This is a genomic window from Amycolatopsis sp. TRM77291 (assembly GCF_054166285.1).
The window spans coordinates 1,215,984-1,239,544 of record NZ_JBSZHF010000001.1; the positions used below are offsets into that span (position 1 = coordinate 1,215,984).

At 70.7% G+C, this 23,561-nt stretch carries 23 protein-coding genes; 12 read left to right on the forward strand and 11 right to left on the reverse strand.

From position 1 onward, the window contains the following. Nucleotides 1–9: 9 nt before the first annotated feature. The 6 genes from ACXIZN_RS05810 to ACXIZN_RS05835 all read right to left on the reverse strand — a co-directional run bounded on the left by ACXIZN_RS05810 (nt 10) and on the right by ACXIZN_RS05835 (nt 4,461). Nucleotides 10–1,203 (reverse strand): PP2C family protein-serine/threonine phosphatase, encoded by a 1,194-nt coding sequence (locus ACXIZN_RS05810; RefSeq protein WP_457952951.1) that lies wholly within the window; start codon nt 1,201–1,203, stop codon nt 10–12. Further along, a complete protein-coding gene (locus tag ACXIZN_RS05815; RefSeq protein ID WP_257485608.1) occupies nt 1,203–2,213 on the reverse strand; it encodes a SpoIIE family protein phosphatase in 1,011 nt (336 codons plus the stop codon). Before ACXIZN_RS05815 ends, ACXIZN_RS05810 begins: the two co-directional genes overlap by 1 nt. After that, nucleotides 2,210–2,647, reverse strand: a complete 438-nt coding sequence (locus tag ACXIZN_RS05820) for an anti-sigma regulatory factor (protein ID WP_457952952.1) — start codon at nt 2,645–2,647, stop codon at nt 2,210–2,212. Before ACXIZN_RS05820 ends, ACXIZN_RS05815 begins: the two co-directional genes overlap by 4 nt. Then, complete coding sequence (locus ACXIZN_RS05825; RefSeq protein WP_457952953.1) at nt 2,637–3,023, reverse strand: STAS domain-containing protein; 387 nt, start codon at nt 3,021–3,023, stop codon at nt 2,637–2,639. Before ACXIZN_RS05825 ends, ACXIZN_RS05820 begins: the two co-directional genes overlap by 11 nt. After that, entirely contained in the window at nt 3,020–3,889 is an 870-nt protein-coding gene (locus ACXIZN_RS05830) for an STAS domain-containing protein (RefSeq protein ID WP_457952954.1), read from the reverse strand. Before ACXIZN_RS05830 ends, ACXIZN_RS05825 begins: the two co-directional genes overlap by 4 nt. A gap of 95 nt (nt 3,890–3,984) precedes the next feature. After that, the gene (locus ACXIZN_RS05835) at nt 3,985–4,461 is read right to left on the reverse strand and encodes a MarR family transcriptional regulator (protein ID WP_457952955.1); all 477 of its coding nucleotides are present in this window, start codon (nt 4,459–4,461) and stop codon (nt 3,985–3,987) included. Between the two features lie 135 nt (nt 4,462–4,596). Between ACXIZN_RS05835 and ACXIZN_RS05840 the strand changes: the two genes are divergently transcribed. Continuing rightward, nucleotides 4,597–5,802, forward strand: a complete 1,206-nt coding sequence (locus ACXIZN_RS05840) for a PP2C family protein-serine/threonine phosphatase (RefSeq protein ID WP_457952956.1) — start codon at nt 4,597–4,599, stop codon at nt 5,800–5,802. A gap of 3 nt (nt 5,803–5,805) precedes the next feature. Here the strand turns inward: ACXIZN_RS05840 and ACXIZN_RS05845 are convergent, their stop codons facing one another. Continuing rightward, on the reverse strand, nt 5,806–6,294 hold the full coding sequence (locus tag ACXIZN_RS05845; protein WP_457952957.1) for an ATP-binding protein: 489 nt from the start codon (nt 6,292–6,294) through the stop codon (nt 5,806–5,808). A 326-nt stretch (nt 6,295–6,620) separates the two neighbouring features. Here ACXIZN_RS05845 and ACXIZN_RS05850 point away from each other — a divergent pair, with 326 nt between their 5' ends. From ACXIZN_RS05850 to ACXIZN_RS05865, 4 genes are read left to right on the forward strand one after another with little or no spacing between them, the layout of a single operon-like run. After that, on the forward strand, nt 6,621–6,953 hold the full coding sequence (locus tag ACXIZN_RS05850) for a PadR family transcriptional regulator (RefSeq protein ID WP_192741387.1): 333 nt from the start codon (nt 6,621–6,623) through the stop codon (nt 6,951–6,953). Beyond that, on the forward strand, nt 6,950–7,762 hold the full coding sequence (locus ACXIZN_RS05855; protein WP_457952958.1) for an ATP-binding cassette domain-containing protein: 813 nt from the start codon (nt 6,950–6,952) through the stop codon (nt 7,760–7,762). The genes ACXIZN_RS05850 and ACXIZN_RS05855 overlap by 4 nt, the downstream gene beginning before the upstream one ends. After that, a complete protein-coding gene (locus ACXIZN_RS05860; protein WP_457952959.1) occupies nt 7,759–8,442 on the forward strand; it encodes a hypothetical protein in 684 nt (227 codons plus the stop codon). Before ACXIZN_RS05855 ends, ACXIZN_RS05860 begins: the two co-directional genes overlap by 4 nt. 21 nt (nt 8,443–8,463) lie before the next feature. Beyond that, complete coding sequence (locus tag ACXIZN_RS05865) at nt 8,464–8,769, forward strand: hypothetical protein (RefSeq protein ID WP_457952960.1); 306 nt, start codon at nt 8,464–8,466, stop codon at nt 8,767–8,769. A gap of 3 nt (nt 8,770–8,772) precedes the next feature. Here ACXIZN_RS05865 and catC read toward each other — a convergent pair whose 3' ends face one another. Genes catC through ACXIZN_RS05885 form a run of 4 tightly spaced genes read right to left on the reverse strand, consistent with a single transcriptional unit; the run spans nt 8,773 to nt 11,959 of the window. Then, entirely contained in the window at nt 8,773–9,060 is a 288-nt protein-coding gene (gene catC, locus ACXIZN_RS05870; protein WP_457952961.1) for a muconolactone Delta-isomerase, read from the reverse strand. Between the two features lie 24 nt (nt 9,061–9,084). Further along, nucleotides 9,085–9,936, reverse strand: a complete 852-nt coding sequence (gene catA / locus ACXIZN_RS05875) for a catechol 1,2-dioxygenase (protein WP_457952962.1) — start codon at nt 9,934–9,936, stop codon at nt 9,085–9,087. Nucleotides 9,937–9,962: 26 nt separating this feature from the next. Then, nucleotides 9,963–11,066: a mandelate racemase/muconate lactonizing enzyme family protein gene (locus ACXIZN_RS05880; protein ID WP_126735955.1), complete on the reverse strand. Its 1,104-nt coding sequence runs from the start codon at nt 11,064–11,066 to the stop codon at nt 9,963–9,965. Continuing rightward, on the reverse strand, nt 11,066–11,959 hold the full coding sequence (locus tag ACXIZN_RS05885) for a LysR substrate-binding domain-containing protein (protein ID WP_457952963.1): 894 nt from the start codon (nt 11,957–11,959) through the stop codon (nt 11,066–11,068). Before ACXIZN_RS05885 ends, ACXIZN_RS05880 begins: the two co-directional genes overlap by 1 nt. A 463-nt stretch (nt 11,960–12,422) precedes the next feature. Between ACXIZN_RS05885 and ACXIZN_RS05890 the strand changes: the two genes are divergently transcribed. From ACXIZN_RS05890 to ACXIZN_RS05920, 7 genes are read left to right on the forward strand one after another with little or no spacing between them, the layout of a single operon-like run. After that, on the forward strand, nt 12,423–13,814 hold the full coding sequence (locus tag ACXIZN_RS05890) for a serine hydrolase domain-containing protein (protein ID WP_457952964.1): 1,392 nt from the start codon (nt 12,423–12,425) through the stop codon (nt 13,812–13,814). Next, on the forward strand, nt 13,811–14,713 hold the full coding sequence (locus ACXIZN_RS05895) for a serine hydrolase (RefSeq protein ID WP_457952965.1): 903 nt from the start codon (nt 13,811–13,813) through the stop codon (nt 14,711–14,713). Before ACXIZN_RS05890 ends, ACXIZN_RS05895 begins: the two co-directional genes overlap by 4 nt. A gap of 9 nt (nt 14,714–14,722) precedes the next feature. Beyond that, nucleotides 14,723–16,321 (forward strand): ABC transporter substrate-binding protein, encoded by a 1,599-nt coding sequence (locus ACXIZN_RS05900; protein ID WP_457952966.1) that lies wholly within the window; start codon nt 14,723–14,725, stop codon nt 16,319–16,321. Next, nucleotides 16,321–17,301, forward strand: coding sequence for an ABC transporter permease (locus ACXIZN_RS05905; RefSeq protein ID WP_457952967.1), 981 nt, complete (start codon nt 16,321–16,323; stop codon nt 17,299–17,301). The genes ACXIZN_RS05900 and ACXIZN_RS05905 overlap by 1 nt, the downstream gene beginning before the upstream one ends. 1 nt (nt 17,302) lies before the next feature. Next, on the forward strand, nt 17,303–19,204 hold the full coding sequence (locus tag ACXIZN_RS05910) for a dipeptide/oligopeptide/nickel ABC transporter permease/ATP-binding protein (protein ID WP_457952968.1): 1,902 nt from the start codon (nt 17,303–17,305) through the stop codon (nt 19,202–19,204). Then, entirely contained in the window at nt 19,201–20,184 is a 984-nt protein-coding gene (locus ACXIZN_RS05915; protein WP_457952969.1) for an ABC transporter ATP-binding protein, read from the forward strand. Before ACXIZN_RS05910 ends, ACXIZN_RS05915 begins: the two co-directional genes overlap by 4 nt. Then, a complete protein-coding gene (locus ACXIZN_RS05920; protein ID WP_457952970.1) occupies nt 20,181–23,492 on the forward strand; it encodes a serine hydrolase in 3,312 nt (1,103 codons plus the stop codon). The genes ACXIZN_RS05915 and ACXIZN_RS05920 overlap by 4 nt, the downstream gene beginning before the upstream one ends. Nucleotides 23,493–23,561 lie beyond the last annotated feature (69 nt).

The following is a 23,561-nucleotide window of genomic DNA, read 5'->3' on the forward strand; positions in this document are numbered from 1 at the left end:
TCCTTCTCCTCAACCATCGGAACGTGGCCGCCGGACGGCGAGGACGACGGTGTCGTCGGCGTGCAGGACGACGTCGTGCATCCGGACGGCCAGTTCCCGGGGAAGCTCGCCGATGGGAAGGGCGGCGTGCGCGGGGGCGAGGTCCAGGAGCCGGTCCTGTCCTTCGAGATGGTCCTTGCGGCTTTCGACGAGGCCGTCGGTGTAGAGGAGCAGGGTGTCGCCGGGGTCGAGGGTGTGGTGGCGGAGTTCGGGGCTGCCGGGGTCGGGGAAGCCGATCCCGCGGCCGACGACCGGGGCGCGCAGCAACCGCGCCTGACCGTCCACAGTGGCCAGTACGGGAGCGGGATGGCTGCCGTTGGCGAGGGTCAGTTCGCCGGTCGCGGGGTCGATCCTGGCGAGGATCACGGTCGCCATGAGATCGGGTTCGATGGTGGCGAGGGTGCGCGCGGTATGGGCGATGAGGTCGGGGAAGGGATGGCCCTCCAGCGCGAGGGTGCGGATCGCGTGGGTGACGGTGAGAGCGTGGCGGGTCGAGGTGACCCCGTGCCCGACGGCGTCGACGAGGGTGATGTGCAGGTGGCCGCCGGGAAGGACGAACCAGTCGTAGAGGTCGCCGCCGGTGGGGGAGTCCTGGTCGGTCGGCGAGTAGTGGACGGCCAGTTCGAGCCCCGGCACGGCGGGCGGGCCTGGCCGTAGCGCGTCTTCGAGTTCGCGGAAGATGACGGAGTGCGCGCGGCGGAGTTGTTCGTCGCGCTGTTCGAGTTCGATGTACATGGCCAGCACGCCGCTGTTGGTTTCGGCGAGTTCGTGTTTGAGCTCCCGCTGTTCCTGGGCGAGCGCGTCGGCGCGGGCGATGAGCGCGAGGGTCTCCTCGTCCGTGGCCCGGTCGTCGGTGGCCGGGACGGGATGCCGGGGGGTTCCCGTGGGGAGGTGCCAGGTGAGGCTCGTGTCGTCTTCGGCGTCGGGCAGCAGCGGGAGGGTGTTGCTCCGTGGCCGTTCGACCGGGCGGGGGAGCCGCACGGTGACGGCCAGCAGGCCGTCTGCGGTGCTGCTTTCGAGCGTCACTTCCGTGCCGGTGTCGAAGGCGGGTTCGGCGAGCAGGGTCGCGGCCATGACGAGCCGGGCGCGGTCTTCGACGGGGACGCCGGCTTCGGCGCAGACGGTACGGAGGCGGCGGCGGAGCCGGGCGAGGTGTGGGTGCATCAGCCGAGCTGGTCCGGGTGCAGGGCGATCATGGCGGCGTCGTCGCGGGGATTGCGATGACGGTGAGCGAGAAGGGCGGCGAGGAGCAGCGCGTTCGCCGGCTGCGTGGCGCTCGCCGGGGCGCGCCAGGTGTGGTCGACGCCGTCGGTGTGCAGCACGACGAGGTCGCCGGCGGTGAGCGCGGCGTGCCGGACCTGCGCGGCGGGCAGGGCGTAGCCGACGACGCCGGGGATGCTGAGCAGCAAGCGTGATCGGCCGTCCCCGCTGAGCGTCGTGCCGCTGATGTTGCCGACGCCGCAGAATTCGAGCCCGCCGGAGGCGATCCGGGCGAGCGCGACGGCGGCGCCCCGCGTCGTGCGCAGGGCGCGGTGCATGGTCGCCAGCTGATGGGGGAACGGGCGATCGGGGTTCTGGCGGAACACGCGGATCGCCGTGTCGGCGGCTTCGGCGGCTTCGGGCCCGTGGCCGAGGCCGTCGACGACGACCGCGGCCCAGCCCCCGGACAGTTCGGCGAGGGCGACGGCGTCGCCGCAGTGGTCTTCCCCGTCGCGGGGCAGGCAGAAATGGCCGACCGCGGCGGCGGGCCCGGCCGGTGTCCCGGGGACGAGGACCCTGGCCGCGGCGAGCGTGCCGGACCGGGGCGCCGAGCGGATCCGGAAGACGGTGGCCATCCTGCCGACCGCGCCGAGTCCGGTGCCGAGCGTGCCGGTGGTGGTGTTGCCGTCGACGAGCCAATGCCCGACGTCGGCCATCCCCGGGCCGTCGTCGGCCGCCAGGACGTCGATGCCGAGCCCGATCGCGGGGCGCTGCACGACGATCGAACCGTTGATCGCGTGCCGGTCGAGGTTCCCCGCCAGCTCCGAGGTCACGACGGCGGCGCGTTCGGTGAGCACCGACGGCAGCCCGCCCGCCCGTCCGGTTTCGCGGGCGGTCCGTGCGGCGGCGTAGACGGCGCTGGCGTGGTCGACGCGCAGGTGGCGCGAGGGCGGGGGAACCACGATGCCGGTCATGGTTTCCAGCGCGTGATCGTGATGGTCGTGCCCCGGCCGGGAACGGTGTCGATGGTGAACTCGTCGACGAGGCGGCGGGTGCCGCCGAGACCGTGGCCGAGCCCGGCGCCGGTGCTGAAACCGTCGGTCATCGCCTGGGCGACGTCGGCGATACCAGGCCCGTCGTCCCGGACCCGCAGCCGCAGCCCGAGCCTGCCGCGGTCGTCGCGGAGCATGGTGATCGTCATGGTTCCGCCGCCACCGTGGATGTAGGCGTTGCGGACCAGTTCGCTGGCCGCGGTGACGATCTTGGTCTGGTCGACGATGGAGAACCCCGCGGCGACGGCGCTGGACCGTACCGCGTGCCGGGCGGTGAGCAGATCCGCTTCGGCGCGGACAGCGTGCTCGCAGGGCGGGAATTCGCGTCCCGGGCCGGTGAGTTCGTCAGGGAGCATGAGGCGCCTCGGGGGGACGGCGCCAGCCCAGCAGTTCCATCGCCTGTTCCGCGTTGAGCGCGGTCCGGACGCCGGTGAGCTGGAGCCCGAGTTCGGACAGCGTGATCGCGACCGCGGGGCGCATCCCGGCGACGATCATCGTGGCGCCGAGCAGCCGCCCGGTGTCGGCGAGCTGCATGAGGACCCGGGCGACGAAGGAGTCGATGATCTCCAGCCGTGAGATGTCGATGATGACGCCGCGGATGCCTTCGTCGGCGATACGGGCGGTGAGCTCTTCGGTGAACCGCAGGGCGGTCTTGTCGTCCAGGTCGCTGAGGAGACCGGTGAGCAGGATGTCGCCGAGCCGCAGGATCGGCAATCCCGCCTGGGCGTTCACACCGTCACCGTGCTCGCGTGCGCGCTGTCGCCGATGAACCGCATGGCGGTGGCCAGCGCGTCGGCGAGGGAACCGCGGGTGACGATATGCGACAGGTCGATACCCAGCTGGGTGATGGTCTGCGCGATCGACGGGCGGATGCCGCTGACGACGCATTCCGCGCCCATCAGCCGGACCGCGCTGACGGTCTGCAGCAGGTGCTGGGCGACCGCGGTGTCGACGGTCGGCACGCCGGTGATGTCGATGATCGCGACCCGGGCTTCGTTGGTCTGGATCGCCTCGAGGAGGTTGTTCATCACGACCTGCGTGCGGGCGCTGTCGAGGGTGCCGATCAGCGGCACCGCCAGCACGTGCCGCCACAACCGCACGACCGGGGTGGACAGTTCGAGCATCTGGTCGTGCTGCTGGCGGATGATCTGCTCCCGCCCGGTGACGTAGACCGCGAAGGTCAGCACGCCCGCGCTGTCGAGCAGTTCGCTGACCAGCAGCGCCGCCCGGTAGCGCAGGCCGGCGTCCTCTGTGTGCCGCTCGACGGCGGCCAGCATCACGCGTTTGAGCGACAAGATCGCCAGGGCGGTGGCCGACGGCTCGGCGCCCGCGCGGGCCCGGCGCTGCGAAAGGGAGATCAGCGCGTCGCGGACCGCGCCGTCCCGCGCCACGATCCGGTCCGCGGGCAGTGCCGTGCCCAGCGCGGCACGCAGGGCTTCGAGCAGTTCGGCGGCCTCGCGGCGGAGATCCTGCTCGGGGTGCGCCGCGGCGGGCGGTTCGAGCTGACGGCGGACCCAGTCGTCCACCAGCGTGGTGTGGTCGTCGTCGAGGGTCTGCGTCAGCAGCTCCCGAACGGGGGCATCGTCCGTCCCCAGCACCGTGTCCTCCTGCGGTCGGGGGCGCGCTCTGCTGTACGCCGGTTAACTATTGTCATATAGCAACAGTTTGAGAGTACTCCCGCAACAGTGGGGCCTCACGGCGCCCCGCTGCCGACCTCGTCCCCGGTGCCGGCGGCGTGGTATTCCCGCAGTCCGGCGGCCAGCGCGGCCCTTCCGGCGGGGGTCATCTTTTCCAGAACCGCCTGGACGTTCTCCCGCCGCCGGGCGCGGATCTCCCGGAGGTAGGCGCGGCCTCGTTCGCTCAACCGCAGCGTCAACTCGCGGCGGCTGCGGGTGCTCGGCAGGCGTTCGAGGAAGCCGACCGCTTCGAGGCGGTCGCAGAGCCTGCTCACCAGCGGCGGGGTCGAGCCGAGCAGCTCGGCCAGGGTGCGCAGGTTGAGCCCGTCGTGGTGGTCCAGGGCGATCACCGCGCGCAGCTGGGCGGTCGACAGCGGCCGCGGGGAGACGTCCTGCACCCGCTCGACCACGAGTTCGACGAGGCCGGGCAGGTCGAACACCGCAGCCGTCCCCTCCGGGGTTGGCTGCTCGCGGGACCGATCCACGGTGTCCACTCTGGCATCCTTATGCTCGTCCCTGCAGCACAGCTCACGCGAATCGCCGTAGACCGGCACGCCGGAGCGGCGCAGACTCGACAGACACAACGTGTGCCGCCCGGTGCGCGATCCGGGTGAGCGGGAGGCGGGGCGTTGGACAGATCCCTGGCGGTGGAGCGTCTTCTGCGGGATGTCCCTCCTCACGACCTGCCGGCCGCCCTGCGCTCGGCGCTGTCCGAGCACTTCGGGGCGCGCGCGGTCGAACTCCTGATGGCCGATTACGCCCTCACCGAGTTGTGCCAGGTGAGCACGCTGCCCTACACGTCGGACCCGATCCCGGTCGAGGGCACGGTGCCGGGGGCGGCCTTCGTCGCGCAGGCCGCCACGTTCGACCACGACGGCGCGAGCGTGACCGGGTACCTGCCGGTCAGCGTCCGCGGTGACCGGCTCGGAATCCTCGCGGTCACCCTCCCCGAGGAACCCGAACCGCCGGTGTGGGCCGAACTCGAACGGTTCGCCGAAGCGCTGGCGCACGAACTGTTCGTCGCCGATCGCGACACCGATCTCTACATCCAGGCCCGGCGCTCTTCGCGGCTGACGCTGGCCGCGGAGATGCAATGGCAGCTCCTGCCCGGCCGGGCCTGCACCCGCGCCGAATTCGCGCTGGGCGGCCAGCTCGAACCCGCGTACGCGATCTACGGCGACTGCTTCGACTGGTCGGCCTCCGCCCACAAACTCGCCGTCACGCTCATCAACGGCATGGGGGAGGGCAGCGAAGCCGCGCTGCTGACCAACCTCGCCGTCAACGCCCTGCGCAACGCCCGCCGCGCCGGCGTCGCCCTCGACGCTCAGGCCGAACTCACCGACCAGGCGCTCTACGCGCACTATCGCGGCACGCAGCACGTCTCGGCGTTGCTGCTGGAGTTCGACCTCGCCACCGGAATGGCCGACGTCGTCGACGCGGGGTCGCCACGCCTGTGGCGGCTGCGGGACGGGAAGGCCGAGCAGGTCCACTTCGACGAACAGCTGCCGCTCGGTACATTCGAGGACACCCTCTACACCGCTCAGCGATTCCAGGCCCTCGACGGGGACCGGTTCGTGTTCGTCAGCGACGGCGTCTACGACGCGGCCGGGACGCACGGTGAACGCTACGGAGACCACGAACTCGCCGAGGCGGTCGTCGCGACCGCCGACCTGCCGGCCGCGCATGTCCCGGGGTCCGTGCTGAGGGAACTGTCGACCCGCCGCCGCGGCGAGCAGGCCGAGGACGACGCGATGGTGGTGTGCCTCGACTGGTTCGGGCCGACACCGCTTTCGGGCCCGGGACCCACTCCCGCCGTCTCGGTGGGTTCGCGCTAGGGGTCAGGACGCCGTGTCCTGCCGGAGTGCGGCGGGCCGCCACACCATGTCGATCCGCGTGCCGTGCGCACCGGTGTCGATGGTCGTCTGGTCGGTGAGCTCGTCGATCAGGTTCAGGCCACGGCCCCCGGAAGCAGGCTTGTCCGGACGTGACCGGGATGCGGGGATGCCGTCCCCGGTGTCGGTCACGGTGACCGTGATCGCGTCGCCCGCCCAGTCGGCGTAAAGCCGGACCCAGCCTCGCCCGCCGGGGTAGGCGTGCACCGCCGTGTTGGCCAGCGCCTCGTACGTGGCGATGGTGATGTCGTACTTGCTGTTCGCGTCGATGGGCAACGGGTCGAGCCAGTCCCTCAGCTTCCGGCGGAGCAGGGCCACCTCGCCGGCCAGCGCCGGGACGAGCTCCTCGAAGGCCGACTTCACGGCCGGGTCGATCGGTGCGCCGATGACGGCACCGGCCTTCGGGTCGGCCACGTCGGCGTCACTCGTCTCCATGCTCGGATCGGGAGTATGTCGATACACGATCTACTCCTTCCTGTTCGCCCGCGTCCCCCATGGCCGCCGGCGTCATGGCACTGGGTACCCACGATGTCCCCTTCCTACCCGTGACGGTTTCGCCCCGCGACCGAACTCGCGTGATCGAAGGCGTAACTCGCGTGATTGAAGGCGTAACTCGTCCATCTCGAGTCATCCGGCCCCAGACACGCGAGATACGCCCGGAAACACGCGAGTTACGCCTCCGATCACGCGAGTTACGCCGTCGTGCACGGCTGGCGACTAGCTTGTAGCGCTACCTAGATAGGACTGCTACATTGCTCGGCGTGGATCAGGACCGGCGCGGCCAGTGGTTGAAGGGCGTGCTGGCGCCGTGCGTGCTGGCGCTGGTCGCCGAGCGCGAGTCCTACGGTTACGAGCTGGCCCAGTCGCTCGACGCCGCGGGGCTGGGCCCCATCCAGGGCGGCACGCTGTATCCGGTGCTGCTGCGATTGCAGCGGTTCGGCCTGGTCACCGCGAGCTGGCGGGACGGGTCGGCCGGGCCCGCGCGCAAGTACTACCGGATCACCGCGGAAGGCCGGGAAACATTGCGGCACGCCACCTCCGACTGGCAGGAGTTCTCCGCCGGGGTGGCCTCGATCTTGCGGGAGGGAAGATGAACCACGACGGATGGCTTTCCGCGCTGACGCACGAACTGCGTCGCCGGGGCGTCGGCGGGGACGCGGCGCGGCAGGTGGTCGCGGAGGCGGCCGTGCATCTGCGGGAGAGCGGCGGAGACCCGGTGCGGGTCTTCGGGCCGCCCGCCGCGTACGCCTCGGCCGTGGCCGAAAGTGTGGGACGCCCCCGGCGTCGTCCTGGCGAGGTGTTGCTGGAAGCCAGGGGAATCACGAAGAAATACCGCAGGCGGACCGTGCTGGACGGCGTCGACCTCGTGGTGCGCTCCGGCGAGATCGCCGCGGTGATCGGGGCGAACGGCTGCGGCAAGAGCACGTTCCTGAGCATCTGCGCCGGGATCACCGGCCCGGACAAGGGCGAGGTCCGCGTCCGCGGCTCGCTCGGCTACTGCCCGCAGGACGGTGGCACCGCGGACTTCCTCGACGCGGGTGAGCACTTCGTCCTGATCGGCGCCGGACGCGGGATGGCCCGCGAAGAGTCGGCACGGATCGGCGCCGCCCGTGCCGCGGCGCTGGACTGGACGCCCGGACGGGGCACGCAGGCACGGCACCTTTCCGGTGGGACCAGGCAGAAACTGAACCTCGTGCTCGCCGGGCTCGGCGAACCGGACGTGCTCCTGCTCGACGAGCCCTACCAGGGTTTCGACAAGGGCACGTACCTCGACTTCTGGCACCAGGTCTGGCAATGGCGCGAGGCGGGCAAGGCGATCGTGGTGGTGACCCACCTGCTCAACCAGCTGGACCGCGTCGACACGGTGCTCGAACTCTCCCCGGCCAGGAAGGCTGTCGCGTGAAGAAGATCCTGACGGTCGCCGAGATGTCGCTGCGCGAACTGCTGCGGCGCCGGTCGGTCCTGCTGATCCTCCTGCTGCTGCCGCTGGTGTTCTACCTGAGCAGGCGCGGTGACCACCTCGGACAGTCGATCCGGTTCGTCTGCCTCGGCCTCGGCTGGGCGCTGAGCACCGCCGCGCTGTTCGCCGGCAGCGCGAGCCGGGCCATGGAGCCCCGGCTGCGGCTTTCGGGCTACCGCTCCCGCGACCTGTACCTCGGCCGCTTGAGTGCTCTGTGGACGGTCGGATTCCTGTTGTCCGCCCCGTATTTCGTGCTGATCCTCGTCGACCAGCACGACGTCCGGTACGGCTCGGTCGCCGTGGTCATGGTGCTGACGGTCGCCGTGTCGGCGCCGTTCGGGCTCCTGCTCAGCGCGGCGCTGCCCAGGGAACTCGAAGGCACGCTCGTCCTGCTGGCGGTCGTCGGTCTCCAGATGATGGCCGATCCGTCGAGCCTGATCGCGCGGCTGCTGCCGTTCTGGTCCAGCCGTGAGATCGGCACCTACGCCATCGACCACACGGACATCGGCTACCTGACCCGGGGTGTCGCGCACGGCGTGGCGGCGTTCGTGCTCCTGCTCGGCGCGGTCGCCGTCGTGTCCGGCTTCCGCCTGCGGCGCCGTTCTCACCTCACCTTCGTCTAGACGGCTGCTATGTTGCGGCCCATGCCAGAGTCCAACTCCACTGAGGACAGCCAAGGCGCCGCTCCACCGGGCCGGACCGGCAAACGCATCGCCGGCGGCATCTTCCTGATCCTCGCGTCGATCGCCCTGTTCTACACAGGGGTCGACGCGATCGCCGATCCGGACGCCGTGATCTCCCGTTCGTCGAAATCGTCGCGCAGCCCGGACACCGAAGCCGAGGCGAAGATCGGCGGCTTCATCCTCTTCATGTTCGGGATCACGGTGCTGGGCTTCGGCATCGGGATGATCTTTTCGAAGGGGCCTCTCTTCGCGAAGAGAAAGGACTGATCCTCAGCCGCCGTCCCCGACCTTGGACGGATGCGCCGCCAGCGGCGTGACCGCGATGTCCATGTACGGGAACAACGGCAGCCCGGACAGCAGCGTGTGCAGCTCGTCGTGGTCGGCGACGTCGAGGATCGAGAAGTTCGCGTACTCGCCCGCGATCCGCCACAGCTGCGGCCACTTTCCTTCGCGCTGAAGCCGTTGGCTGTACGCCTTTTCGCGGGTGATGAGGTCGGCACGCTCCGCCGCGTCGAGAGCGGGTGGCAGGCGGACGTCCATGCGCACGTGGTAGAGCATCGATCACTCCGAAGTGGATGGCGGTCAGGGACGTTCGGGGTCGAGGACGAAGCCGTACTCGACGGTCTCGCCATCACCCGACGGACGCGGGTCGAGCACGAGCTCCGGTTTGACCGCCGAAGCGATGTCGTCGTCGTTGTGCTCGTCGCCGGGGAAGTACAGCTGGGCCGTGAGCAGCTCGTGGCCAGGGGCCGAGACCTTGACGTGCAGATGAGCCGGGCGCCACGCGTGCCAGCCCGCCGCGGCGATGAGCCTGCCGCAGGAACCGTCGGTCGGGATCTGGTACGGCGCCGGCCGAACGGTGTGGATCTCGAAGCGGCCGTCGGCGTCGGCGGTGAAGCTCGCGCGCAGGTTCCACTCCGGGATGCCCGGCGCGAACTGGGAGTAGAAGCCGTCCGCGTCGGCGTGCCACAGCTCGACCTTCGCGCCGCTCAGCGCCGTGCCGTCGGTGGAGGTGACCCGGCCGGTCCAGACGAGCGGGGTGCCGGGCTCGTCCTCCCGCATCGGGACCGGGCCGCGGGCTCCCTGCTCGGGCGCGCCGGGAACGTAGTACGGCCCCTCGATGGTGCCCTTGTTGCCCTCGCGGTGCTCGGTGGCGACCTCCTCCACGACGTGCTCCACCCAGACGTCGAGGAACAGCGGCCACTCCCCGTCCTCGCCGACGCCGATCAGCCACGACTTGAGCGCGTTGTACTCGTCGTAGGTGACCTTGTGCTTCCGGATCGTGCCGTGCACGGCTTCGAGCACCTCCCGGGCCAGCAGGCTGACGCGCTCCTTGGGCTTTCCGGCGACTCCGGCGAACTTGTCGCTCTTGAACCGTTCCGTCGCGTTGGCGCCGGACGCGGCCGCGGTGGCCGACTCGTGGATGGCGGTCATGAATCCTCCTTGATTCGTGGTGGGCGTCAGTGGTCCTGGCGGTAGTGCCGGAGCTTGTCCGGATCGATTTCGGCACCGAGACCGGCACCGGGCCGGACGGTGAGCTCGCCGTCGACTACCCGCAACGGCTCGGTGAGCAGGTCGTCGCTCATGTCGAGGAAGTTCGAGAGCTCGCCGGGGCGGCGGGACGTCAGCTCGTAGGCCGAGCCGAACGCCACCGTGCACAGCGAGCCGAGCTGGCCGTCGATCTGGTTGCCCATGACGACTTCCAGGCCGAGTCCTTCGGCGAGGTGGTGGGTGCGCTGCGAACGGGTGAAACCGGTGCGGGCGGTCTTGATGCTGATCGCGGTGGCGGAGCCGCCGAGGATCTCGCGGGTGACGTCGGCCGGGGTCACCGCGGATTCGTCGGCGATGAACGGCACGTCGAGCTGCCGCACGAGCCAGCGCCTGCCGAGGACGTCGTCGGCGGGGCACAGCTCCTCGGCGAAGAGCAGCCCGAGGTCGGCCATCTCGCGCATCGCGCGGGCCGATTCGGCGGCGGTCCAGCCGCGGTTCCCGTCGACGTAGAGGTCGACGGCGTCGCCGAAATGCTCTCGCAGCGCGCGCACGACGGCGGTGTCGAGCGACGCCGGACGACGGCCGACCTTGACCTTGAAGGTGGTGATGCCGTGGGTCTCCCGCATCCGCTCGGCCTCGGCGACCATCGCCGATGGCTCGTCGAAACCGAGCATGTGGGACACGCGCATGCGGTCGGTGTAGCCGCCGAGCAGTTCGGTGACCGACACGTCGAGACTGCGCCCGAGCGCGTCCCAGACGGCCATGTCGATCGCGGATTTCGCGGTCGGGTTGCCGACCGTGCGGGCGAGCCTGGTGTGCACCGTTTCGCGGTCGAGCAGGCTGAGGCCGACCACCTGCGGGGCGAACAGTGAGTCGATCACCGCGATGATCCCCGCCTGCGTCTCGCCGTAGGTGAACGGCCGCGGGGGCGCCTCGGCCACGCCGACGACGCCGTTGTCGGCGTGCACCCGCACGAGGACGTGCTCGGCGACGTGCACCTCGCCCGAGGCGAACTTCAGCGGTTTCCGGTACGGGATGGCGAACGGGATCGCCTCGACTCGCGTGATCTTCATCAGGTGCCCTCTGCGGTGGGGAAGACGTCCTCGAGCGCGTCGAGGACCGTCGTGACGAGCGGGGACGGGGTTTCGCGGTGCCACGCCAGTGCCAGCTCCACGGTCGCCGCTCCGGCGAGGTCGCGGAACACGACACCGGCCAGGGGCAGCGCCCGGGCCGAGGCGGGCACCACGCCGACCCCGAGGCCGCCGGCGACCAGCGCCAGCAGGACCGCGGTCCCGGAGGCTTCGTGCAGCTGATGGGGCGTGAGTCCCGCCTCCCGGCAGCTGCGGGCCACGGCGTCGTACACGACGGAGTTGCGCCGGTCGTAGGTCACGAGCGGTTCGGTCCGCAGGTCCGCCATCGCGACGACGGGTTCGGCGGCCAGCCGGTGGTCGGCGGGGACGGCGAGGACCAGCGGCTCACTCTCGATCACCCGGAAGCCGATGTCGTCCCCGGTGACCGGCGGGCGGAGCACCCCGATGCCCAGCGTCCCGGTGCGCAGGCGCTCGCACTGCTCGGCGGTCAGGAGATCGGCGCGGATCTCCAGTTCCACGTCCGGCACGCGCTGGGCGAGCGCCCTGGCCAGCCGCGGCAGATGGGAGAACGCCGCGGTGCCGGTGAAGCCGACCCGGAGCAGGCCCCGTTTGCCCTCGCCGATCCGGCGGACCCCGCGGACTCCCACATCCAGCCCGGCGAGCACGCGCCGGGCTTCGGCCAGGAAGAACTCACCCGCCGGCGTCACGCGGACCTGCCGGGTCGTCCTGGCCAGCAGGACGACGCCGAGTTCCTCCTCCAGCTGGCGGATGGTGTGCGAGAGCGCGGGCTGCGCGACGTGCAGCCGCTCGGCCGCCCGGCCGAAGTGACAGGTCTCAGCGACGGTGACGAAGTAGCGCAGGTGACGAAGTTCCATGAGACGCCTCCCTCCGTTGCCTCTGCCGCCGATCCGTCCACGGTACGAAGCGGAATCATCGAAGACAAAGACTTGGTTACAGCCTATTGATAAACAGCGGTTATCAATCGCAGCCTAGTGAGGGAGGTGCCGTGGGTGCCGGGGCGCGGGGGGGGGGGGGGCCCGGCCGCTGGTCCCTCACCGGCCGCCCCCGCCGCCAGACACCACGCCCGGAGTCATCTGCACAGCAGTCCTCCGGGCGTTGGCGTCGCCTCCGGACGGCAACGCCNAGGGGGCCCCCCCCCCCACCGCCGCGACTTCGGCGGCGCGCCCGAAGCGAGGCTCTGGCGGCGGGAAGCGATCGATTCGTCAGCACGGATGAACTTTCCCGTCGCTCTCGTCGTTCCGCACGAATCGGTGGCGCCGGTCCCCGGCATAGCATCCCGGGAACTGCGGCCGACGCTTCCCGGACACGAGGTGGAACATGGCGAAACTTTCCGAAATCGACGCCTGGTTGGAAGAGAACCTTTCCGCCCTGCTGGCCGAACACCGGGTTCCCGGTGCGGCCGTCGCGGTCCTCGCCGGCGGCGAGGTGATCGAGCACGCGGCGGGCGTGCTGAACAAGGACACCGGTGTCGAGTCCACAGTGGACTCGTTGTTCCAGATCGGCTCGATCACCAAGGTGTGGACGACGACGCTGGCGATGCAGCTCGTCGACGAAGGTCTCCTCGATCTCGACAAGCCGGTCCGGAACTACTTGCCGGAGTTCGTCCTCGCCGACGACGACGCGGCGTCGCGGATCACCGTCCGGCAGCTGACCTGCCACACGTCCGGATTCGAAGGCGACATCTTCACCGACACCGGCGTCGGCGACGACTGCGTGGAGAAGCTGGTCGCGACGCTGGCGGACGTGTCACAGCTGTTCCCGCCGGGGGAGATGTTCTCCTACAACAACGCCGCCTACTGCGTGCTCGGCCGCGTCGTCGAGGTGCTGCGGGGCAAGTCCTACGACGACTGCCTGCGTGACCATCTCTTCGCCCCGCTGGGACTGACGCACGCGGCGGCCGGGCCGTACGACGCGATCCGGTACCGCGCCGCGATCGGGCACCTCGCGCCGGAACCGGACGGTGACCCGCGGCCGGCCGGGATCTGGGCGCTGACCCGGTCGAACGCTCCCGCCGGATCGATGCTCTCGATGCGGCCGCGCGATCTGCTCACCTTCGCGCGGATGCACCTGTCCGAGGGCCGGGCGGACGACGGCACCCAGGTGCTCCGGCCGGAAACGGTGCGATCGATGTGGGAGCGCCAGGTCGAACTGCCCGACCTCGGCCTGCTGGGCGGGGCGTGGGGACTGGGCTGGATGCTCTTCGACTGGCCGGGCGGCCCGGTGATCGGTCACGACGGCGGCACCATCGGCCAGTCGGCCTTCCTTCGGGTGGTCCCGGGCCGCAACGTCGCGGTCGCCCTGCTGACCAACGGAGGCGAGACGCTCCACCTGTACGCGGACATCTTCCGGAAGGTGCTCGGCGACCTCGCCGACGTCGAGTTCCCCGCCCTGCCGGAGCCGAACGCCGCGGCGGCCCCGGCCGACCCGGCCAGGTACGTCGGCGAGTACTCGTCGCGCGTGGCCGACACCGTGGTCACCCAGGACGAAGACGGCAAACTGTGGATCGAGCGGGTGCCGAAGGGGGTCATGGCCGACACGGGCGGTGAAGCCGAGAAGGCGGAGTTGCTTGCCTACAAGGACCACACGCTCGTCGCGGCCTACAAGACACACCCCGGCCTGCACATGCCGCACGCGTTCGTCGGCGACGACGGGAACGGGCGGGCGCTGTACCTCCACACCGGGCGCGCCGACCGTCGGGTGGGCCGGTGAGCCGGATCGCCGACGAGATCGAAGCGGTCTTCGCGGCCGCCGGGGCTCGGGGATTCCTGCACGCGCGGGAGGTCGGCGTCTCCGGCGGGCCCGAAGTCGCGGTGGGCGCGGACGATCCGGTCGTGCTCGCGTCGGTCTTCAAGATCCCGGTCGCCGTCGCCTACGCCAGGGAAGTGGTGGCCGGGCGGCTGGACGAGACCGAGCGGACCCGGGTCACCGCCCGGTACCGGATCGGGGGCATCGGCACCGCGGGCTGCGCGGACGACGTCGAGATGAGCTGGCGCGACCTGGCGCATTTCATGCTGACGATGAGCGACAACGCCGCGACCGACGTCGTCTACCACCGGGTCGGGCAGAAGGCCGTCGACCGGGTGCTCGCCGATCTCGGACTCGCCAAAACGCGGTTGATCGGCTGCTGCGAAGACCTTTTCGCCTCGGTGATCGCGGATCTCGGCGCGAAACCGGACGACGACCTGGAAGCCGTCTTCGCCGCCGCCACGCCCGAACAGCTGTGGAAGCTCTCTGTGCTCGACCCGGAACGCACGACGTCGTCGACGCCGCGGGAGATCACCGCGCTGCTGGACGCGATCTGGACCGACCGCGCGGGCGACCCGGTCGCCTGTGAACGCGTGCGGAAGATCATGGCCCAGCAGATCTGGCCGCACCGGATGTCGTCCGGTTTTCCCGCCGGGGTGGCGGTCGCGGCCAAGACCGGGACGCTTCCCGCCGTCCGCAACGAAGCGGGTGTCGTGTCCGATGTGGACGGTCGCCGGTACGCCGTCGCGGTGTTCACCCGCGCTGAATCCCTCGCCGACCGCCAGCCGGCGGTCGACGCCTCGATCGGCACGGCGGCGCGCCTCGCCGTGGACCACCTTCGCGCACTTTCCGTCGAACCGTAGGAGAACCGCATGAAGACAGCTCGGCTCACCGCCGCCATGGCGGGTGTGGTGGCCTTGACCGTGAGCGCGTGCGGGGGGACGTCGCAATCCGGGGAGGACCGGACCGCGAACCAGAAACCGACCGACGGCAAGACCTTCACGATGGGCCTCGCGACCGATCCGGGGACGCTCGACCCGGCCGTCACCGTACTGTCGATCGCCAGGCAGATCGGGCGGTTCCTCTATGACGGCCTGATCCACCTCGACTCGGCGGGCAAACCGGTCGCGGGGCTGGCGGAGAAATGGGACGCCACGACGACCACGGCGAACTTCACCCTGCGCGACGGAGTCAAATGCGCGGACGGTTCGCCGCTGACCGCGCGGGACGTGGCCGCCAACATCAACCACGTCGGCGATCCGGCGACCAAGTCCCCGCTGACCGGTGTCAGTGTCAAGGCGGGGACGAAGGCGGTCGCCGACGACGCGGCCCGGACCGTCACGGTCACCAGCGGGTCACCGGATTCGTTCCTGCTGCGCAACGTGGCCGGGGTGCCGATCGTCTGCGCCAAGGGGCTGGCGGACCGGGCGTCCGCCGCGAAGGGACAGCACGGCACCGGCATGTTCACCATGACGGAGATCGTGCCGAACGACCACTACACCCTCACCCGGCGCAAGGACTACACCTGGGGCCCCGGCGACTGGAAGACCGAACAGCCTGGGCTGCCTGAGAAAGTGGTCTTCCGGGTCGTGCCGAACATGACGACGACGGCGAACCTGCTGCTGTCCGGCGAACTCAGCGCGGCGGCGGTGACCGGACAGGACCAGCAGCGGCTGCGGTCGCAGAAGCTGTTCCACGCCGACATCGTCGTGCCGATGGGCGAGATCTTCTTCAACCAGGCGCCCGGCAGGCCCGGCCAGGACCAGGCGGTGCGCCGTGCGCTGACCCAGGCGCTCGATTTCGGCCAGATCGGCAAGGTGCTCACCACCGGCAACGGGCAGCCCGCCAAGGGACTCGTCACCGGAGAACCCTTGGCGTGCCCGGGTGATTCGATCAACGGCAAGCTGCCCGCCTTCGACCTCGCCGCCGCGAAGGCCGGGCTCGACGCCGCGGGGTGGACGCCCGGCCCGGACGGAATACGGGTCAAGAACGGCAAACGGCTCGCGCTCACCGTCGTCTACGGCACCCAGGTCGGGCCGACGATGGTCTCGGCCGCGGAGCTGATCCTGCAGTCGTGGAAGAACATCGGGGTCGAGGCCACGATCAAGGCCGTCGACGGTCCCGGTACCAGCCAGGTGCTTTTCGGCACCGGCGAGTGGGAGGTTTCGCTGGCACCACTGGGATTCGTGCTGCCCAGTCAGGCCATTCCGTTCGTCTCCGGAGCGAAACCGCCGCAGGGCACGAATTTCGCGTACATCGAGAACCCCCGGTACGCCGAGCTCGCCGGCAAGGCGTCGGCGCAGGCGGGCGAATCCGGTTGCGGTGACTGGCTGGCCGCCGAATCCGCGCTGTTCGAACGGCTCGACGTGGTGCCGTTCGTGAACTCGACCGTCCCGACCTTCGCTAACGGCGCGCGGTTCGAGATGAACCAGGGGCAGATCCTGCCGTCGTCGATCCGGATGTACTCCTGATGACGAGCGCCGTCGCGACGGCGGGCCCGAGGACCAGTCCTTGGCTGTCGTTCGGGCTCCGCCGCCTCGGCCGGTTCGCGGTCTCGTTGTGGGTGCTGGTCACCACGGCGTTCCTGATGATCCAGCTGATCCCCGGCGACCCGGTCCGCGCGGCGCTCGGGCTGACCGCGCCCGCCGAGCTGGTGAACGCCCGGCGGGCCGCGCTCGGCCTCGACGACCCGCTCTGGAAGCAGTACGCCGACTATCTCGCCGGTCTCCTCTCCGGCGACTGGGGAACGTCGATGACCACCGGGGTGCCGGTCGCGGACGTCATCGGCGACCGGCTCCCCGCGACGCTGCAACTGGCGTTGCCCGCCTTCGCGGTGGTCATCGCGGTCGCGATCCCGCTTGGCCTGCTGTTCGCCGTGCTGACCAGGGGTGGCCGCCGTCGCGGCGGGGAACTGGCGTTCACCTCGGCGACGGTCCTCCTGGCCGCGATCCCGGAGTTCCTGGTCGCGGTGGCGCTGGTGGCGTTCTTCGCGGTCCGCCTCGGCTGGTTCCCGGTGGCGGGCAGCGAAGCACCGGGCGCGCTCGTGCTCCCGGTGATCGCGCTGGCGCTCGGTCCGGCGTCGGTCCTCTCCCGTATCGTCCGGGTGGAGACGCTTTCCGTGCTGGGCAACGATTTCATCCGCACCGCGCGGGCGAAACGGTTGCCCGCGCGGCTGGTCTACCTGCGGCACGCGCTGCCGAACGCGCTGACCGCGACCCTGACCATGGGCGGGCTGATGCTGACCGGGATGGTCGCCGGGACGGTGCTGGTGGAGAACGTGTTCGCCTGGCCCGGCCTCGGTTCCACCATCACGCAGTCGATCCTGCAGAAGGACTATCCGCAGGTACAGGGAATCGTGCTCGTCTACGGCATCGGTGTCCTGCTGGTGAACCTGGCGGTGGACGTGCTGCTGGCCGTCCTCGATCCGCGTTCGACGATCCGGGAGGACTGAGATGGCGAATCCGCGCGGAGCGAAATGGCTCGCGGCCCTGCGCACCCCGCTGGGCGCGTGCTCGGCCGCGCTGCTGGCGCTGGTGATCGTGCTCGCGGTGCTGGCCCCGATCCTGTGGCAGGACAAGGCTTTCGAGATCGACACGAACGCGATCGGGCAAGGACCGTCGGCGGCGCACTGGCTGGGCACCGACGACCTCGGCCGCGACATCCTCTATCGCGTGCTGGTGGCGACCAGGCTGTCGATCGTGCTGGCGCTGCTCGCCACCGCGCTCGGCGTGGTGACCGGGCTCGTGCTCGGCACGCTGCCCTCGGTGCTGCCCCGTCCGCTCGCCCGGCTGGTGATCGCGGCGGTCAACATCGCGGTCGCCTTTCCCGGGCTGCTGCTGGTGTTGTTCTTCTCGGTCATCTTCGGCGTCGGGACGCACGGCGCCGTGCTGGCGGTCGGTTTCGCGCTGGCACCGGCGTTCGCGCGGCTGGCGCAGACGATGGCCGCTTCGGTGGCGGGACGGGATTTCGTCGCGGCGGCCAGGATCTCCGGCGTCGGCCGGATCCGGTTGCTGTTCCGGCACATCCTGCCCAATATCGGCGAACCGCTGGTGGTCAACGCGACCATCGGCGCCGGCGCGGCACTGCTCGCCTTCGCCGGGCTGTCCTTCCTCGGCATCGGTGTCCAGGCCCCGGAATACGACTGGGGACGGATCCTCGGCGAAGGACTCAACGGCATCTACGTCAATCCGGCGGCGGCGCTGGCGCCCGGGGTCGCGGTCGTCCTCGCCGGGCTCGCCTTCAACCTGGTGGGGGAGACCGTCGCCGGGGTGATCGGCGTGCGCACCGGGTTGCGGAGATTCGCGCCGCGGCCGGTCGCTCCGGCCAGGGAGGACGCCGCCGAGTCCCGCGACGACGCCGTGCTGGTCGTGGAGAACCTCCAGGTCGCGTTCCCGAACCCGGCGGGCTGGACCGTTCCGGTGCGCGGGGTGGGTTTCACCGTCCACGCCGGCGAGGCCGTCGGTGTCGTCGGCGAGTCGGGTTCGGGCAAGAGCCTGACCGGGCTGGCGGTGTCCCGGCTGGTCGAAGCGCCGGCCGTGGTCACCGCGGACAAGCTCGAATTCGCCGGGAAACCGTTACTGAGGACCCCGGAACGGGAGTTGCGCGGCCTGCTCGGCACCTCGCTGGCGATGGTCTTCCAGGATCCGATGACGTCGTTCAACCCGACCAGGCGGATCGGCCGCCAGCTGGCCGAAGTCGCCGAACAGCATCAGGGACTCCCGCGTGCCAAGGCCTTCGAGCGCGCGGTGGACCGGCTTCGCGCGGTGCGGATCCCCGCCGCCGAACGGCGGGCACGGCAGTATCCGCACGAGTTCTCCGGCGGGATGCGGCAGCGCGCGATGATCGGCATGGGCCTGATGGGCGACCCGAAGCTCATCATCGCCGACGAGCCGACCACGGCGCTGGACGTCACCGTGCAGCGGCAGCTGTTGCGCCTGCTGGCGCGGACCAGGGCCGAACGGGACACGGCCATCATCCTGATCAGCCACGACATCGCGGTCGTTTCGCAGACGTGCGAACGGATGCTGGTCATGTACGCGGGCCGGGTGGTGGAGGATCTGCCGAGCGCCGGGACACCGCGGCATCCGTACACGCGGGCCTTGCTGGCCGCGACGCTCGACCTCGATACCGATCGCGACGCGCCGCTCGCGGTGATCCCCGGCCGTCCGCCGGAACCGGACCGCGTGCCCGCCGGCTGCGCTTTCGCCGACCGGTGCCCGGCGGTGGCCGATCGGTGCCGTCTCGAGGATCCGGCGCTGGAGCGCGTGGAACCCGGGCATCGCGTCGCCTGCTGGTATCCGGCGCCGCTTTCCCAGCCCGTCAAGGAAACCGTGACCGCCGGAGGTGCGGAGTGAGCGATCTCGTCTTCGACGCGGTGAGCGTGCGCTACGGCGGCCGTCGCGGGCTCACCGCCGTCGACGGAGTAGGGCTGACCGTCCCTTCCGGACAGGTCGTCGGGCTGGTCGGTGAATCGGGCTCGGGGAAGTCGACGCTGGCGCGCGCCGCTGTCGGGCTCTCGCCGATCAGCGCCGGACGGGTACTGCTGGGCGGTGTGGACGTCCGCGAGCTGCCCCGCCGCCCACCGCTGCAGATGGTGTTCCAGGATCCGTATTCCTCTTTGGACCCCAGGATGAGCATCGGGGAATCGATCACCGAGGCGATCCCGCCTGGCGTCCTCCCCGGGCGCGCGGCACGCCGGGACGAGGTCGCCCGGCTGCTGGAGCTGGTCAACCTCGATCCCGAACGCGCGGGCCACCTGCCGGGGAGGCTTTCCGGCGGCCAGCGGCAACGGGTGGCGCTCGCCCGCGCGCTGGCCGGACGACCCGAAGTGCTGATCGCGGACGAGATCACCTCCGCGCTCGACGTCTCGGTGCAGGGCGCGGTGCTCAACCTCGTGCGGTCCGTGCAACGGCGGCTCGGCCTGTCGATGCTGTTCATCTCGCACAACCTCGCGGTGATCCGCTATCTCAGCGACATCGTCGCCGTGATGTACCTCGGCCGGATCGTCGAGGTCGGCCCGGCCGAACAGGTGCTCACCGACCCGCGGCATCCGTACACGCGTGACCTGCTCGCCGCCGCGCCTTCGGCGACCACGTCACTGCTCGGCACCGGCTCGGACGACGTGATCGCCGACGCCGAACCCGCCGACCCGCACCATCCGCCCGGCGGATGCCGCTACCACCCACGCTGCCCGGTCGGCCCGCTCGTGCGCGCCGACCGCGACATCTGCCTCCGCGTGGATCCCGCCGGCGGAGCGGCACAGCGGCGTCACTCGGCGGCCTGCCACTTCAGCGAAAACGAGCTCACGACCTCCAGAGGAGCAAGCGCATCATGACCCGACGTCTCGGTCTCGACGACCTGTACGACATCGCCGTCCCCAGCCAGCCGTCGCTGTCCCCGGACGGTGAGCGGATCGTCTACGTCCTGCGCACCGCCGACCGTGACGAGGACCGGACCGTGCACGCGCTCTGGGAGGTCGGCGCGACCACCGGCGAAGCCCGGCGGCTCACTCACGGAACCGCCGACATGGCACCGAAATGGGCCCCGGACGGCACGCGGATCGCGTTCCTGCGCGCCCAGGACGGGCCGCCGCAGGTGTGGTTCCTGCCGTCGTCGGGCGGGGAGGCCGAGCAGATCACCGAACTCCCGCTCGGGGCGGGCGCGCCGGTCTGGAGCCCGGACGGCGGCAAGATCGCCTTCTCGGCCGCGGTCGACCTGGCCGGCGGGGAAGCCGCGCCGAACGCGCCGGTCGTGGCCGATCGGCTGGACTTCAAGGCCGACGGTGCCGGGCTGATCAAGACCGTCCGCAAGCATCTGCACGTCCTCGACGTCGCCACGCGCGAAGTCCGGCAGGTCACCTTCGGCGATTGGCACGCCGGTGATCCGGCCTGGTCGCCCGACGGCACGCACCTCGCCTTCTCGTCCGGACAGGACGGCGACGCCGATCTGACCTTCCGTTCCGGCGCCTACGTTCTCGACGTGACCGCGAAGACCGCGGAGCCACGGCTGGTCGGCTCCGGTGAGGGCATGGCGGGCACGGTCGGCTGGACCGCCGACGGCGCCGCGCTGCTGGTGGTCGGCCGGGCCGACACCCGGGTCGGTCATCTCGGGCTGTGGCGTGTTCCGCTCGATGGCGGGGATCCGGTCCAGCTGACGGCGTCCTTGGATCGCAACGTGATGGCCGGAGGCCCCGGCTATCCGGGGGCCCTTCCGCAGACGACGGAAGACGGAGCCGTGCTGTTCGGTGTCCGGGACCGCGGCTGCACCCATCTGTACGAAGTGGACGGTGACGGCCCGCGTGCGGTGCTGGCGGGCGCGGATCGCGTGGTGTCCGGAATGGACATCTCCGCCGGGCGGATCGTGGTCGTCCTGGCCACGGGCGATTCGTTCGGCGAGGTCGCCGTCGTCGACCGGGCCACCGGCGCCGTCGACGTGCGCACGAAGCACGGCGCCTCCGTGGCCGAGGTCGAGCTTTTCCGTCACGAGGAACGGGAATTCACCATCGGCGACGGCACCGTCGTCCACGGCTGGCTGCTGCGGGATCCGGCGCGATCCGGTGCCGCGCCGCTGTTGCTGGACATCCACGGTGGTCCGCACAACGCCTGGAACGGCGCGGCCGACTCGATCCATCTCTATCACCAGGCGCTCGTCGCGCGGGGCTGGGCGGTGCTGCTGATCAACCCGCGGGGCAGCGACGGCTACGGCGAGGACTTCTACACCGCCGCCGTCGGCGGATGGGGCGTCGCCGACGCGGCGGACTTCCTGGAACCGTTGGATCACCTTGTCGCCGAAGGGATCGCCGACGCGGACCGGCTCGCGGTGGCGGGCTACAGCTACGGCGGTTTCATGACCTGCTACCTCACCAGCCGCGACAGCCGGTTCACCGCCGCCGTCGCCGGTGGCGTGGTCAGCGACCTGACCAGCATGGGCGGCACGTCCGACGCCGGGCACTACCTGGCCGTCGGCGAACTCGGCGGTCCGGCGTGGGACAAGGCCAACGAGCGTTTCTCGCCGTTCGCCCAGGTCGAGCAGGTGCGGACGCCGACGCTCGTCATCCAGGGCGCGAACGACGACCGATGCCCGGTCGGCCAGGCCGAGCAGTGGTTCGGCGCCCTGCGCGCACGGGGCGTCCCGTCACGGCTGGTGCTGTACCCGGACGCGTCGCACCTGTTCATCCTCGACGGGCCGCCGTCGCACCGGCTCGACTTCAACCGGCGCGTCCTCGACTGGGTCGAGCAGTACACGGCGCGGGCCGACGGACCGTCCCGGGTGCCGATCGAGGCCGCGCACTGGCGACGGCGGCTGGCCGAACTCGCCCGCAAGCACCGCGTTCCCGGTGCGGCTCTCGGTATCGCCCGGATCGGGGAAGACGCCGAGGTGCTCGCCTCCTACGGCGTGCTGAACACGAAGACCGGGGTCGAGGTCACCGAAGACTCGGTGTTCCAGATCGGCTCGATCTCCAAGGTGTGGACCGCGACCGTGGTCATGCGGCTGGTCGACGAAGGGCTCCTCGAACTGGACGCGCCGATCGCGGACGTCCTGCCGGACCTGCGGCTGGCCGACCCGGGCGTGGCCGGGAAAGTCACCATGCGGCACCTGCTGACGCACACCAGCGGTATCGACGGCGACGTCTTCACCGACACCGGCCGCGGCGACGACTGTCTCGAACGCTACGTCGAAGTCCTCGACCAGGCCGCGCAGAACCATCCGCTCGGCGAGACCTTCTCCTACTGCAACTCGGGTTTCGTGGTCATGGGCCGGGTGATCGAGAAGCTCACCGGGCTGACGTGGGACGCGGCGATGCGCGAGAAGCTGTTCGCCCCGCTCGGTCTCACCCACACCGTGACCCTGCCCGAGGAGGCCTTGCTCTTCCGGGCGGCCGTCGGTCACGTGACCGACGGGGACGAGGACCCGGCGCCCGCGCCCGTCTGGGGACTGCCCCGGAGCATGGGGCCCGCCGGGCTGATCACCGCCACGGCGAAGGACGTGCTCGGCTTCGCGCGGCTGCACCTCACCGGCGGGCTGACCCCGGCGGGGGAACGGATCCTGACGACGGACTCGGTCACCGCGATGGCCGCGAAACAGACCGAAATCCCGGACAAGCACTCGCTCGGCGACTCTTGGGGACTCGGCTGGATCCGCGACACCTGGGGCGGGCAGCGCGTCATCGGTCACGACGGCAACACGATCGGCCAGTCGGCGTTCCTCCGGCTGCTGCCCGACCAGGGGCTCGCCATCACCCTGCTCACCAACGGTGGCAACACCCGGGACCTGTACGTGGAGCTGTACCGGGAGATCGTCGCCGAACTCGCCGACGTGGCGATGCCCCGGCCGCTCGAACCGCCCGCGACCCCGGTCACCGTCGACGGATCGAGGCATGTGGGCGTCTACGAACGGGCGGGCGCGCGGATGGACGTGCTGGCCGCCGGGGAAGGGTTGCGGCTGCGGCAGACCGCCACCGGACCGCTCGCCGAACTCCTGGTGGAGAAGACACAGGAGTTCGAGCTGGTCCCGGTGACCGATTCGCTGTTCGTGTGCCGCGAGCCAGGGACGCGGACGTGGATGCCGGTCACGTTCTACACGCTGCCGACGGGTGAGCCGTACATGCACTACGGCGTGCGCGCGACGCCGAAGACGGCCTAACCGGTCGTGATGTCCGTGAAGGCCTCCTTCCCTACCCTGAAGGTAGTGAAGGAGGCCTTCACAGACCGG